Annotated in this window: 11 protein-coding genes; 4 read left to right on the forward strand and 7 right to left on the reverse strand. The window is 71.6% G+C overall.

The genetic code is table 11. From position 1 onward, the window contains the following. Positions 1 to 174 precede the first annotated feature (174 nt). Both OIE47_RS07865 and OIE47_RS07870 read left to right on the forward strand, forming a co-directional pair. The gene (locus tag OIE47_RS07865; protein WP_326560843.1) at positions 175 to 402 is read left to right on the forward strand and encodes a helix-turn-helix transcriptional regulator; all 228 of its coding nucleotides are present in this window, start codon (positions 175 to 177) and stop codon (positions 400 to 402) included. 198 nt (positions 403 to 600) lie between these two features. Further along, positions 601 to 1158, forward strand: a complete 558-nt coding sequence (locus OIE47_RS07870; RefSeq protein WP_326560844.1) for an Rv3235 family protein — start codon at positions 601 to 603, stop codon at positions 1156 to 1158. 166 nt (positions 1159 to 1324) lie between these two features. Here OIE47_RS07870 and secA read toward each other — a convergent pair whose 3' ends face one another. Beyond that, complete coding sequence (gene secA, locus OIE47_RS07875; RefSeq protein ID WP_326560845.1) at positions 1325 to 4180, reverse strand: preprotein translocase subunit SecA; 2856 nt, start codon at positions 4178 to 4180, stop codon at positions 1325 to 1327. Positions 4181 to 4343: 163 nt separating this feature from the next. Between secA and OIE47_RS07880 the strand changes: the two genes are divergently transcribed. Together OIE47_RS07880 and OIE47_RS07885 are read left to right on the forward strand one after the other, a co-directional pair. Beyond that, complete coding sequence (locus OIE47_RS07880; protein WP_326560846.1) at positions 4344 to 5555, forward strand: GNAT family N-acetyltransferase; 1212 nt, start codon at positions 4344 to 4346, stop codon at positions 5553 to 5555. Then, entirely contained in the window at positions 5552 to 6664 is a 1113-nt protein-coding gene (locus tag OIE47_RS07885; RefSeq protein WP_326560847.1) for a GNAT family N-acetyltransferase, read from the forward strand. The genes OIE47_RS07880 and OIE47_RS07885 overlap by 4 nt, the downstream gene beginning before the upstream one ends. 72 nt (positions 6665 to 6736) lie before the next feature. Here OIE47_RS07885 and hpf read toward each other — a convergent pair whose 3' ends face one another. The 6 genes from hpf to efeB all read right to left on the reverse strand — a co-directional run bounded on the left by hpf (position 6737) and on the right by efeB (position 14019). Then, positions 6737 to 7384: a ribosome hibernation-promoting factor, HPF/YfiA family gene (gene hpf, locus OIE47_RS07890; protein WP_326560848.1), complete on the reverse strand. Its 648-nt coding sequence runs from the start codon at positions 7382 to 7384 to the stop codon at positions 6737 to 6739. 255 nt (positions 7385 to 7639) lie between these two features. Continuing rightward, entirely contained in the window at positions 7640 to 8347 is a 708-nt protein-coding gene (locus OIE47_RS07895; RefSeq protein WP_326560849.1) for a ComF family protein, read from the reverse strand. A 15-nt stretch (positions 8348 to 8362) separates the two neighbouring features. Then, the gene (locus tag OIE47_RS07900) at positions 8363 to 10210 is read right to left on the reverse strand and encodes an LpqB family beta-propeller domain-containing protein (protein WP_326560850.1); all 1848 of its coding nucleotides are present in this window, start codon (positions 10208 to 10210) and stop codon (positions 8363 to 8365) included. Continuing rightward, on the reverse strand, positions 10207 to 11982 hold the full coding sequence (mtrB, locus tag OIE47_RS07905) for an MtrAB system histidine kinase MtrB (protein WP_442792060.1): 1776 nt from the start codon (positions 11980 to 11982) through the stop codon (positions 10207 to 10209). Before mtrB ends, OIE47_RS07900 begins: the two co-directional genes overlap by 4 nt. Before the next feature lie 12 nt (positions 11983 to 11994). Beyond that, positions 11995 to 12684: an MtrAB system response regulator MtrA gene (gene mtrA, locus OIE47_RS07910; RefSeq protein ID WP_326560851.1), complete on the reverse strand. Its 690-nt coding sequence runs from the start codon at positions 12682 to 12684 to the stop codon at positions 11995 to 11997. A gap of 54 nt (positions 12685 to 12738) precedes the next feature. Beyond that, positions 12739 to 14019: an iron uptake transporter deferrochelatase/peroxidase subunit gene (gene efeB, locus OIE47_RS07915; protein WP_326560852.1), complete on the reverse strand. Its 1281-nt coding sequence runs from the start codon at positions 14017 to 14019 to the stop codon at positions 12739 to 12741. Positions 14020 to 14116 lie beyond the last annotated feature (97 nt).

Consider the following 14116-nt stretch of genomic DNA (forward strand, 5'->3'; position numbering starts at 1 on the left):
GGCCGGACCGGAAGCGTGCCCCTCCCGGCTGTGGCCGATCAGCAACGTCGGCCACGCCCGCCCGGTCGCCCGGTACCGGTGCGCCCCCGGAGGGGGTCCGGGTGGGAACCACGGTCGAGCGGGAAACGGCAGTCGATGGCAAACTGAAGCAAACACGACCACCGGGAGTCACTCGTGGAGCCCAGGTTCCTGCTGCTGTCCGACGTCGCCGCCGAGCTGAACGTCTCGGACTCGCAGGTCTACCACATGGTGCGCAGCGGGGAGCTGCCCGCGATCAAGATCGGTGGCCGGGGTCAGTGGCGGGTCGAACGGGCCCAACTGGAGCAGTACATCCAGCACAAGTACGCCGAAACCGCCGACTGGGTACGCAGCAACCCGCTGATCGAGCGCGACCCGGAGTAGCCGTACCCGTCGAGCGGGTGTCACCACCTGGTGGCATCCCGCTCCGTGCTGCCCGGAAAACCTTGACGAGCCATCCATCGTTCGCTACAAATGTGATTGGTCGGAGGCAAACGAAAGCAAACGCAAGATCAAGAAGGGAAACTCAAGCCCGCCGTACGGACCAGGCCACTCGCCCGCCCCGCCGTACGACTGCGACCGGTGCCCCCGCTCGACCCTCCGTTCGACGACGAACTGGCCGGGCCTGGCTGGGTCGCCGGGCTCGACGGGCAGCTCGCCCTGCCACTGTCCGTTCCGGTGCCGAGGGTCGGCGGATCCGGGGCCACCGACCGGGCCCCCGCCACACCCGTGGCGCCCGCGGCCCTGCCACCGGAGGCGTTGGCCACCGCCTCGGCGGAGGCACGACAGGCGGCCTACCGGTTCCTGAGCACCGCTCTGGAGATCCTGAACGGCTACCGACCGGCCGCCCACGTCCGGCCCCTGTCGGTCGGCGCCGACGCGACCGCGATCACCGAGCAGCTCGTCGCCGCCACCCGGCGACTGGGCGAGCACCGCCGCCAGCGCCCGGCCGTACGCCCACCCGGGGCGGGCGCGGGGCACGTGGCCGTACGCCTGCGGCTGCTGCGGGTCTCCGAACCACACCAGGGGATCGCCGAGGCCGCCGCCGTACTCGGGTCGGACGAACGGAGCTGGGCGATGGCGTACCGGCTGGAACGGCGGCGGGGGAGCTGGCTCGGCACCTACACGCGGGTGCTCTGAGGCGGGCGGACCCCACGCCCAGGTGCTCTGAGGCAGGCCGACCACGGGCGGTGGCCTGAAGGTGGAAACGGAAACCGGGTCCGGTTCCGGCCACCTGTGTCGGTGGGCGGAACCGGACCCGGATCGGTAGTTGCCTGCCGGCGCCCGTTGCGCGCCAGCGGGTCGGTCAGGAACCCGTCGGGGAGCCGTGGCAGCGCTTGTACTTGCGGCCGGAGCCACACGGGCAGGGGGCGTTACGGGACGGACCCTCGCCGCCGACCGACTGACCCGGTGCCGGCGTACGCCGCGCCGCCGAGGGCGGCGGCGGACCCTGGCGTCCGACCCCGAGGGCCGGTGCCTGCGGCTGCGGCTCCTGGCGTTCCAGGACCACACCACCGGCGCCCGCCTCACCGTCGATGGTCGGCGCGGAGTACTGCAGACCCTGCCGGCGCGGCGCCCGGGCCAGGCCCTTCGCCCGGATCTCCACCGGCGCCTGGTCGAGCACGACCTCGGCGGCGGCCGGCGGGGTCTCCTGCTCGACCTGGACCTCCAGGTTGAACAGGAAGCCGACCGTCTCCTCCTTGATGCCGTCCATCATGGTGGCGAACATGTCGAAGCCCTCGCGCTGGTACTCCACCACCGGGTCACGCTGGGCGTAGGCCCGCAGGTTGATGCCCTCGCGCAGGTAGTCCATCTCGTAGAGGTGCTCGCGCCACTTCCGGTCGATGACCTGGAGCAGCACCATCCGCTCGAGCTGGCGCATCGCCTCGCTGCCCAACTCCTCCTCGCGCCGGGCGTACGCGGCCTGCGCGTCCTCCCGGACCTTGGCGAGCAGGAAGTCGGCGTCGAGGTTGTTGCGCTCGCCACCGGCCTCGTCGATCAGGTCGTCGACCGTAACGCCGACCGGGTAGAGCTGCTTCAGGCTGGACCAGAGCTGGTCGAGGTCCCAGTCCTCGGCGTAGCCGTCGGCGGTCGCCCCGGTCACGTACGCGGTGACGGTGTCCTCGATCATGTGCTGGACCTGGTCACTCAGGTCCTCGCCGTTGAGCACCCGCAGCCGCTCGGCGTAGACCACCTGGCGCTGCTTGTTCATCACGTCGTCGTACTTCAGGACGTCCTTGCGGACCTCGGCGTTCTGGCCCTCGATCTGGGCCTGGGCGCTCTTGATCTGCCGGGTGACCATCTTCGACTCGATCGGCACGTCCTCGGGGATGTTGAAGCGCTCCATCACCGCCTCGACCGCGCCGGCCCGGAAGCGCCGCATCAGCTCGTCCTGGAGGGAGAGGTAGAACCGGGACTCACCCGGGTCACCCTGCCGGCCGGCACGACCACGCAGCTGGTTGTCGATCCGGCGGGACTCGTGCCGCTCGGTGCCGAGGACGTACAGGCCACCGGCGTCGGTGACCTCGTCGGCCTCGTCGTCGCACGCCTGCTTCCAGCGCGGGAGGATCTCCTCCATCGCCTTGGCGTACTCCTCCTCGTGCTCCACCGGGTCGAGCCCGCGCTGGCGCAGCTCGTTGGCGGCGAGGTACTCCGGGTTGCCGCCGAGCAGGATGTCGGTACCACGGCCGGCCATGTTGGTCGCGACGGTGACCCCGCCCTTGCGCCCGGCCTGCGCGATGATCTCGGCTTCCCGGGCGTGGAACTTGGCGTTCAGCACCGCGTGCGGGATGCCCCGGCGGCGCAGGAGCTGCGACAGGATCTCGGAGTTCTCCACCGAGACCGTGCCGACCAGCACCGGCTGGCCGCCCGCGTGCCGCTCGGCGATGTCCTCCACGACCGCGTTGAACTTGGCCTTCTCGGTCTTGTAGATGACGTCGGGCTTGTCCATCCGGACCATCGCGCGGTGGGTCGGGATGGACACGACGCCGACGTTGTAGACCTTCTGGAACTCGCCGGCCTCGGTCTGGGCGGTACCGGTCATACCGGACAGCTTGGAGTAGAGGCGGAAGTAGTTCTGCAGGGTGACCGTGGCAAGAGTCTGGTTCTCCTGCTTGATCTCCACGCCTTCCTTCGCCTCGATGGCCTGGTGCATGCCCTCGTTGTAACGGCGACCGTGCAGGATGCGACCGGTGAACTCGTCGACGATCAGGACCTCGCCATCGCTGACGATGTAGTCCTTGTCCTTCTTGAAGAGCTCCTTGGCCTTGATCGCGTTGTTCAGGTAACCGACCAGCGGGGTGTTCACCGACTCGTACAGGTTGTCGATGCCGAGCCGGTCCTCGACCTTGCCCACGCCCTTCTCGGTGACCGCGATGGTCCGCTTGGCGTAGTCGACCTCGTAGTCGCCCTCGCCGTCCTTGCCGGACTGGAGCCGCGCCACCACGCCGGCGAACTCGCCGTACCAGCGGGCCGAGTGCTCGGCCGGGCCGGAGATGATCAACGGGGTACGGGCCTCGTCGATCAGGATCGAGTCGACCTCGTCGACGATCGCGAAGTTGTGCCCGCGCTGGACCAGCTCCTCCTGCGACCAGGACATGTTGTCCCGCAGGTAGTCGAAGCCGAACTCGTTGTTGGTGCCGTACGTGATGTCGGCCGCGTACGCCGCCCGGTGCTCGCTGGCCGGCCGGTTCGGCAGGATCACGCCCACGGTCAAGCCGAGGAACTCGTGCACCCGCCCCATCCAGGCCGCGTCACGTTCGGCGAGGTAGTCGTTGACGGTGACGATGTGCACGCCCTTGCCCGACAGCGCGTTCAGGTACGCCGGCAGGACCGAGGTGAGGGTCTTGCCCTCACCGGTCTTCATCTCGGCGATGTTGCCGAAGTGAAGCGCGGCACCACCCATCACCTGGACGTCGTAGTGGCGCTGGCCGAGCACCCGGGCGGCGGCCTCGCGGGCGGTGGCGAAGGCCTCCGGCAGCAGGTCGTCGAGGGACTCGCCATCGGCGATCCGCTGGCGGTACTGCTCGGTCAGGGCGCGCAGCTCCTCGTCGGTGAGATCGACATAGTCGTCCTCGATCGAGTTGATGGCATTGGCGACGGCCTTCAGCCGCCGCACCATGCGGCCTTCGCCGGCGCGGAGGAACTTTTCGAGAATCGACACGGATCAACGCTCCCCTAGACGGTCTGCCGAACCATCGTAGGCGCTCCGCCGGGGCAATCGGCAGCCGCGCTGTCGACCGGTCCGAGCTAACCGGACAATTCACCCTATAGGTTCGAGCAGACGCGCCGAATCCAGTTACGCCCAGGGCGAACTCTCCGGCAAGATGGCCGACGTGAAGCCCGTGGAGATCATCGAGGGCGGCCTACTGCTCCGCCCCTGGAATCCGGCGGACGCGAGCGCCGTACACCGGGCCTGCCAGGATCCGGACATCCGGCGCTGGACCACTGTTCCCGCCCCCTACCTGCCAGAACACGCGAAGGGATTCGTCGGCGGCAGCGCACCGGCGGCCTGGGAGGCGGGCACCGGCGCCCCGTTCGCGGTCTGCGACGCCGCCACCGGCGAACTGCTCGGCTCCTGCGGCCTGGTGACGATCGACCAGAGCCTGCGGTCGGGTGAGGTGGGCTACTGGACCGCCCCCTGGGCCCGGGGTCGCGCCGTCGCCGTCCGGGCCACCCGCGCCGTCGCCCGATGGGCGTTCCGGGACCTCGGCCTGCGCCGGGTGATCTGGCAGGCCGAGGTGGGCAACCACGCCTCCCGGCTGGTCGCGCTCCGGGCCGGGTTCCGGGTCGAGGGTGAACTCCGGCTGGCGCAGCCACATCCCCGGGGCGGTTCCGACGGCTGGATCGGTTCGCTGCTCCCGGAGGACCTGCCCGAGCCGGACACCGACCCGACCGGAACCGGTGGGCCGGCCGGACCGGGCTCGCTCGTGGCCCGCCGGGCCGCGGTCTTCGGCCGCCCGCAACCGGTGCTGTTCGCCACCACTGCGGACGGGGAGATCCGGCTGCGCCGGCCGGAGGAACGCGACCTGGACGCGATGGTCACCGCCTGCCGCGACCCGTGGGCGCTGCGCTGGCTGAGCCTGCCGGACCCGTACCAGCGCTCGGACGCGGAGTTCTTCACCCACCGGCACACCGCCCTGCGCTGGGGACGCGGCGACGGGGCGGTGTTCGTCATCGCCGACCCGGAGGACAACTTCGCCGGCACCATGGAGCTACGCCTGAACGGCAACGACCCCGGCGTGGCCGACGTCGGTTACCTGGTCGCACCGCACGCCCGGGGGCGCGGCTACTGCCCCCGGGCACTCGCCGCCGTCTGCGCCTGGGGTCTCAGCAGCCTCGCCCTCGCCCGGATCGAATGGCGGGCCCACGTCGGCAACGACGCCTCCCGGCGGGCCGCCGAGAAGGTCGGCTTCGTGGTGGAGGGCATCAGCCGGCAGGGCATCCCGCACCGGGGTGGCCGGGTGGACGTCTGGGTCGGCGCGCTGCTGGCGGAGGACGGCGTCGTACCTGGCCGGGCCGGCGCGGGCACGGCGTGAACCGGGAGACCATCGAGGCGCCCGGCGTACGGCTGCGACTGTTCCGCGACGCCGACCTCGAAGACCTGATGGTGGGCTGCAACGACCCGCTGACCCGACGGTTCCTCCCGCACCTGCCCGGCCCGTACACCGCCGCCGACGCCCACTGGTGGATCAGCGACGGTACGGCGGCGGTCTGGGCCCGAGGCGGTGCGGCGTACGCGATCGCCGACCCGGCCACCGACCGCCTCCTCGGCGGAATCGGCATCGACCAGGTCGCACCCGCGCGGGGTCAGGGCGAGATCGGCTACTGGGTGACGCCCCGCGCCCGTGGTCGCGGGGTGGCCACCGCCGCCACCACCCTGCTGGCCGGGCGGGCTCTGACCCACGGCTTCGCCCGGCTGGAACTGCTCACCGACCCGGAGAACGTGGCGAGCCAGCGGGTGGCCCTGGGCAGCGGGTTCAGCCGCGAGGGGATCCGGCGCGGCGCCGGGAACGCCCCCGACGGCAGCCGGCACGACCTGGTGGCCTGGGCCCGGCTGGCGGACGATCCGCCCGGTCCGGCGGCCCGGCTCCTGCCGGACCTCCCCGGCGGGCTGCTGACCGACGGCGTGGTCACGCTCCGCCCGCTGACCGCGGCCGACACGGAGTTCGTGCACCGGCTGCGGAGCCTGCCGGAGATGGTCGCGACCAGCGTGCCGCCGGTCGCACCGGAGCGCGCCGAGGTGGCGGACCGGTGTGCCCGCGCACCGGGCCAGTGGCTGGCCGGCGAACGCGCCGACCTGGTCATCCTGGACACCGCCACCGGTACGCCGGCCGGCGAGATCGGGCTCTACTACCAGGAACCGCAGACCGGCCAGGCCATGATCGGGTACGGCATGGGCCCGGAATGGCGGGGCCGGGGTTACCCGACCCGCGCCGCCCGGCTGGTGGCCCGGTGGGCGTTCGAGGACGCCGGGATCGAGCGGTTGATCGCCGGCGCCGCACCGGACAATCCCGGCTCCCGGCGGGTGTTGGAGAAGGCCGGTTTCCGGCAGGAGGGTGAGCTACGGGGCCGGCTGCCCGGTCCCGCCGGACGGCGGCTGGACGACGTGCTCTACGGAATGCTGCCGCAGGACCTGCGCCGCTGAGCTACCGCCGGCGGATCCGGCCCGGCCGGGCGGGGCGAGTTGCCGCTGCGCCCCGCGCGACCGACCGGCGCCCTACTCGGTGAGCGCGATGAGCCCGTAGTCGTAGCCCTTGCGCCGGTAGACGACGCTGGACCGTCCGGTTTCCTTGTCCAGGAACAGGTAGAAGTCGTGCCCGACGAGTTCCATCTGGAACAGCGCGTCGTCGACGGTCATCGGCTCGGCCGGGTGCAGTTTCGCCCGGGCGATGTGGCCCGGCTCGTGCTCCTCGTAGCCGTAGCCGTACGGGTCCTCGGTGGACTCCGGCTCGTCCCGGAGGTCCGGGTCGGCGGTCAGGGTGGCCACGGCGGAGTCGCCGAGGTCGGCCACTGGCAGGCCGGCCGTCGCGGCGGCGACGGAGATCGGCGCATGCCGGCCACGGTGCACCCGGCGGCGGTCGGCAGCCCGGCGCAGCCGGGTGTCGAGCTTGGCTATCGCCACATCCAGGGCGCTGTAGAAGTCTTTGGCGCACGCCTCGGCGCGCACGACGGGTCCGCGAGAGACGCAGGTTATCTCTACTCGCTGACAGTTGTCAGCCTGTCGCGGATTGCGTTCGTGGGACAGCTCGACGTCGACTCGAATGAGCTTGTGATCGTAGCGCTCGATCTTCGCGAGCTTGTCGGCTACATGAACCCGGTAATGCTCCGGGACTTCGACGTTACGGCCCTTGACCACGACATCCATGCGTGACCTCCTGTGATCGGACGGTCCGGAAACAGAAAAACCCGGTCAGCCTGCCTCCAGGAATCGTCCTTCGGCACCGACCGGTCGAGAATGACGCCGCCTCCTTCCTTAAACCCGGGGCGGGGTGGAGTCCCCCTCATACCCCCGGTCCCCAAAACGCTAACTCCTGTTCTTCCTATAGTCACCCCCCGCTACCAAGAACCTTTGGAAACAGTCACTTGTGGCACGATCGTGTGAAATCGGCTGCACGGACCGTTACCGCCGACCCCGTCGACTCGTTGCCGCGAGTACCGCCGCGGCATCCACCCGCAGCCCGGCCGCCCGCAGCGAGCCGCTCACCGCGGCCAGGGTCACCCCGGTCGTGACGATGTCGTCGAGCACGACCACGAACCGGCCGGCGCCGCTGCGGCGTACCGCCGGCAGGCGTCCCGCCCGTACGGCGAAGGCGTGCCGGGCCGCCGCCGCCCGACCGGCGGTGTCCAGCGTGGCGGAGTCCGGTCGGGGCAGAGCCCGCAGCGGCGCCCCCAGCGCGACCGGCCAACCCGCCGCCCGCAACCGCTGACCGGCGTGCCGGGCCAGCCGGCGCAGGTGGTCACCGTGCCGCGCGCGAATCGCCACCGCGGTCGTCGGCACCGGGATCAGCAGCACCGGTCGCGGTGCGCCGGCGGCCTCCGCGACCACCTCGGCGAGCAACCGCCCCAACGGCCGGGCCAACGAGTGCCGACCCCGTTCCTTGTACGCCAGCAGCATCTCCCGCAGCTCTCCCCCGTACGCCCCGAGCGCCACGCAGGCGGGCAGTCCCGGTGGTGCCGGGGTGGGGCGTACCGGTGCGGGACGCAGCGCCTGGAGCGCACCGGCACAGCGCGGGCAGACACCGTGCCGCAACTCGGTCCGGGTGACCCGGCAACCGGCGCACTCGGCCGGCAGCACCAGATCGGCCAGCTCGGCCCAGACTCCGGTCACGTACTCCCCCCGCGCTCAGTAACGGAAAAACGGCGCGCTCGGTTTGCTCGACGCGCTGACCGAGGGCGTCGGGCCGGGGTTCGGTACCACCTGGTCCCGGCCGATCAGCCGGTCCGCCGCCGAGGCGGCGCCGTTGGTCTCGTACATCACGCCGAGCTGCGTACGGCTGAGCGGATTGTCGGGGTACGCGGCCAGGTGCAGGACGTCACCGCGGGTGTCGTCCACCAGCCCGGTCTCCAGCACCCCGTCCGCACTGATGTTCTCGATCACCGACCGCCGGTCCGACTGGGCACCGGCCAGCGCGAGCCGGCTCTCCCCGCTCCAGTCGACCGCCGTCACCGTGGTCAGGGAGGTGTCCAACCGGCGGGCCCGGCCGACGGTGACCGTACCGCCGTCGGTGCTCAGCGCCGCGACGTAGACGGCGCCGCCGGCGACCACCGCGATCCGGTGCCCGTCCAGTGCCGCGCCGACCCCGGTCACCCGGCCGGTGACCCCCGGCAGCGCGATCCTGACCAGCCGCGCGTTGGAGTCGAATCGGTGGAGGTTCCCGTCCGCGACGACCAACCCGATCGGCGCCCGCGGGTCGACGCCCTTCAGCCAGATCGGCCGTTCCATGCTCGGGTACGGGTCGCTGAGGGCGAAGGTCTGCAACGGTTCGGCGCCGCTGGCCACCCGCAGCCGCCACCGCTCCCCGTCCGGGGTGACGAGCGCCGCCCCGACCTGGTTGCCGTCCCGCGTCAGCGCGGCGGAGTGCACGTCGCGGTTCTGCTCCGGCACGATCGGGACCGGCTCGATCGCCTCGTCCCCGTCCCGCAGCTGGTGCACCGCCCCCTCGGACACACAGAAGCGGGTGGCGGTGCCGGTCAGGGGGTAGGGCGGGTTGACCCGCCGGTAGCCGTCGACGGCGGCCACCTTCCGCCGTTGGCTCTGGATCTTCAACTCCAGCTCACCGTCGTCGCCGCCCATGCCCTGCGGATTCGGCGGCAGCAGCGACCAGGCGAGCTGGGTGAAGAGACGGTCCAGGTCGACGTCGTTGGTCACCTCGCTGGCCGGCACGGAGAGGTTGACCTCCAGCCGGCCGCCGGACGTCGGCGCGTTGCCGATCCGGCTGGTCCCCTCCGGCAGCGGTACGGCGGCCGGCGACAGCCACGGTGCCGGGCCACCGATGAGCCAGCCGAGCAGTTCGGTGGCCTGCGACTCCCTCGGCACGGACAGCGGCAGGTAGCGCACGTCGGGCACCAGCACGGTCCGGCCGGCGTTCCAGAAGTAGATCGTGCGCGGGCTGTAGTACGCGTCCAGCGCACCGGTGCTCATCAGCAGTACCGGCGGCGGGTCGATCACCCACATCCCGCCCGTGGGCGGCGCCGCGCCGTCGACGACGGGCGCCGGACCGATCCGGAAGACGTAGGTGCGTTCGGTCAGCTCCGGCTCGCCGATCGTTCCGTTCATCCGCAGTACGCCGACCTGCTGCACCTGCATGGTGACCAGCCAGCTACCGCTGCGAGCGGGATCGCCCTTCACCTGCGGTCGGCCGATCAGCCGGACCAGGTTGATCGCCGGTTCGCCGCCGACCTTGAGTTTGAGCTTGCCGCTGCCTTCGGGGATGTAGCTGTTCACCCGCTGGTAGATCTCGTCGGTCTCGCCCCCGGCCGCGGCCGTCAGGTAGTTCGCCGCGACCTGCTCGGGAACCTCGCTGTCCAGCCGCTGCGGCAGCCGCTGGGTGGAACCGCCGCCCGAGTCCTGCCCGGACTCCGGTCCCTTGCCGTCGACCCGTACCTCGGTCTCGCCGGGGATGCCGCAGCCGACCAGCCCGACGCAGAGCAGCAGGGCCACCGTCGCGGCGGGTAGATTCCTCCGACTCATGTGGTCACCTCCGTACGCTGCGCGCCGGACTCCGACGCGGTCGGGTCCACCGGCCGGTCCGGTCCGGCGGCCACGGTCTCCGGCACGGGACCCGCGCCGATCGCCAACCGTGCCCCGCTCGGCACCGGCACCACGGCACCGGCCGCGGCGTCGCTCGGCACCAGTCGCAACGGCGCGGAGGTCAGCCGGTCACCGGCGCGCACCGGCAGGGTGAGCCGGAACTGGGCCCCCTGTCCGGGTGCGCCCCACGCCTCCAGCCAGCCGCCGTGCAGCCGGGCGTCCTCCAGGCTGATCGACAGCCCCAGGCCGGTACCGCCGGTCTGCCTGGCCCGGGACGGGTCGGCCCGCCAGAACCGGTTGAAAACGAGCTTCTCCTCGCCGGGCTTGAGCCCCACCCCGTGGTCCCGGACGGTGATCGCCACCGCCTGCTCGTCAACACCCAGGACCACCTCGACCGGACGTCCCTCGCCGTGCTCGACCGCGTTGCCGACCAGGTTGCGCAGGATCCGCTCCACCCGGCGCGGATCCACCTCGGCGATCACCGGCAGGTCGGGCGCGTTCAGGAGCAGCGGTACGCCGAGCCGGGCGGCCAGGCCGTCGAGGCGCTCCACCACCCGGTGCACGACCGGCACCAGGTCGGTCGGCTCGGCGTCGAGCATGGCGAAGCCGGCATCGAACCGGCTGATCTCCAACAGGTCGGTGAGCAGGCCCTCGAACCGGTCGAGTTCGGCCTGGAGCAGCTCCGCGCTACGGGCCACCGCCGGGTCGAACTCGTCCCGCTCGGCGAAGATCAGGTCGGCGGCCATCCGTACGGTGGTGAGCGGGGTACGCAGCTCGTGTGACACGTCGGAGGTGAACCGCCGCTGCAACCGGGACATCTCCTCCAGCCGGACGATCTGCCGCTGGAGGTTGGTCGCCATCTGGTTGAACGAGGCGGCGAGCAGGGCCAGGTCGTCCTCCCCGTTGACCACCATCCGCTGGTCGAGCAGGCCGGCGGAGAGCCGCTGGGCGGTCCGGGCGGCCACCCGTACCGGGTTGACCACCAGTCGGGTCACCAGGGCGGAGAGCAGCCCGAGCAGGAGCACCAGGGTGATCCCGGTGGCCACCACGGTCGACCGCGCCTCGTCCGCGATCTTGTCCCACCGGGTCAGCGGTACGAAGTAGTAGAGCTCGACCTGGCCGAACTTGGTCGGCACCGGGGAGCCGTAGACGAGGTACTTCGCCGTACCGCCGTCGAGGTTGCCGGTGCGGAACTGGTGGGCCACCTCGCCCCCGGCCACCCGCTCGCGCAGCTCGTCGCTGATCATCGGGCTCACGTCCACCCCGACCGGCGAGGTGGCCGGCTCGATCGTCCGGTACCCGTCCGCCTGGAGCGCCACCACCACGCCGGCGACCTGCTCGGGGTCGTTGCCGGCGAGGTAGAGGGCGGTCGTCTCGAAGGTGGCGCTGAGCTTCGGCGCGTACGACACGGTGTAGACGTTGATCTGGTCCTCGGCGTAGTTACGGCCGTTCTCCAGCCGCTGCTTGACGTCGGCGGTGGCGTTGTCGAGCAGGATGTTGGTGATCCGCTCGGCGACCAGGACGGCGAAGCCGCCGACCAGGAGGCTCGACGCGACCAGGGTGATGCTGACGACCCGCAACTGCAGGGACCGGCGCCAGGCCTGGTGCAGGCCGGCGGCGATCGCCCGGGACCGGGCGAACGCCGCACGCCAGAACTCCCGGGCCGCGATGCGGGCACGGGTCAGTGCGGGGGGAAGCGCAGGGTGAGCCACAGTGTGCCCAGGCTATCCGGTGCCCGCCTTGTAGCCCACGCCCCGCACGGTCAGGATGATTTCGGGGCGCTCGGGATCTGGTTCGATCTTGGCCCGCAGCCGCTGTACGTGCACGTTGACCAGCCGGGTGTCGGCCGCGTGCCGGTAGCCCCAGACCTGTTCGAGCAGGACCTCGCGGGTGAACACCTGGCGGGGCTTGCGGGCCAGGGCGACCAGCAGGTCGAACTCCAGCGGGGTCAGCTTGACCTCTTCGCCGTCCCGGCTCACCGTGTGCGCCGGTACGTCGATGTTGATCTGGTTGCCGGGCGGGCCGATGGTCAGCATCTCCGGCGCGGCATCCTCGCCCCGGCGCAGCCGGGCCCGCATCCGGGCCACCAGTTCCTTGGGCTTGAACGGCTTGACGACGTAGTCGTCGGCCCCCGACTCCAGGCCGAGTACGACGTCGACGGTGTCACTCTTCGCAGTCAGCATGACGATCGGCACGCCCGACTCGGCCCGGATCGACCGGGCCACGTCGATGCCGCTCATCCCCGGCAGCATCAGGTCGAGCAGGACGATGTCGGGCCGGCTGTCGCGGAACGCGGCCAGCGCCCGCTCTCCGTCTGCGACGAAGGAGGGCAGGAATCCCTCGCTGCGCAGCACGATGCCGAGCATCTCGGCCAGCGCGGGGTCGTCGTCGACCACCAGTACCCGGGCTCTCATGGCACCAATATTCCATCCCCGTTCATGTTCATGGGACCGGCACCACCCCGACGATCAGTCAAAGAGTGCGCGACCCCAGAAATCGCCCTGATCCCGTACGCCGGGCGGGCAGGCAAAGAGCCCGCTGGATACGTGCCGTAGATATTCGTTCAACGCATCGTGACGAGCGAGCTGGGTCTGGATGGACACGAACTGCTTTCGCGGATCACGCTGGTACGCCATGAAGAACAGGCCGGCGTCGAGCCGACCGAGCCCGTCGGAGCCGTCGACGTAGTTGTAACCCCGGCGGAGCAGCCGGGCCCCGTTGTTCAGGTCGGGGTGGGCCAGCCGCACGTGCGCCGTCTCGGCGATCGCCGGCTTGCCGTCCGGGCCGGTCGCCTTGAAGTCGATCGGGTCGAACTCGTCGTGCTGCCCGAGCGGTGCCCCGCTGCCCTTGGTCCGGCCGACCAGTTCCTCCTGCTCGCCCAGGGAGGTCCGGTCCCAGGTTTCGATGATCATCCGGATCTTCCGGGTCACCAGGTAGGAGCCGCCGGCCATCCACTCCTGGCCGTCGCCCGGCTGGACCCAGAGGTGGTCCCGGAGCAGGTCGGTGTCCTCGGCCTTCAGGTTGGCCGTACCGTCCTTGAACCCGAACAGGTTTCGCGGGGTGGCCTGCTCCCGAGAGGTCGACGAGGTACGGCCGAAGCCGAGCTGCGACCAGCGGACGCTCACCACGCCCATGCCGAGCCGGGCGAGGTTGCGGATCGCGTGCACCGCCACCTGCGGGTCGTTGGCGCAGGCCTGTACGCAGAGGTCGCCACCGGAGATCTCCGGTTGCAGGGCGTCGCCCGGGAAGCGGGGCAGCTCGGCCAGGGCGGCGGGGCGCCGGTCGGCGAGGCCGAACCGGTCCCGGCCGTCGGCGTCCCGGAACAGGGTGGGGCCGAACCCGACGGTCAGGGTGAGCCCTGACGGTGGCAGGCCGAGCGCCTCCCCGGTGTCGTCCGGCGGGGCCTCCGGTGCCCCGTTCACCGCGCCGACGACCCCCGCGTCCTGGCCGGCGGTCATCCGCGCGGCGGCCACGGTCCAGTCCCGGAGCAGCTCGACCAGGCGGGCCCGGTCCTTGGTGATCACGTCGAAGGCGACGAAGTGCAGCCGGTCCGGCACCTCGGTGGTGATGCCCGCCTGGTGCTCGCCCCGGAACGGGACCGCACCGGAGGCGGAACTGGCCGAGGTCGGTTTCGGGTCGAACGTACCGCGCAGCAGCGCACCCGTACCGGCGGCGACCCCGACCCCGGCGACGCCGGCCGCCCCGGCGAGCCCGATCGCCCGCCGGCGCGACACCCGGTTTTCCGTCACGTCCCATCTCCCAACCGCTCGCCCGTCCCACGCCGCCCGGCGCCGCCCGAGGCAGCGCCGGGCACCGGTCGACCCACCCGGCTCGACCGCCCTACCC

Origin of the sequence: Micromonospora sp. NBC_01796 (assembly GCF_035917455.1) — a bacterium.
GTDB lineage: Bacteria > Actinomycetota > Actinomycetes > Mycobacteriales > Micromonosporaceae > Micromonospora_G.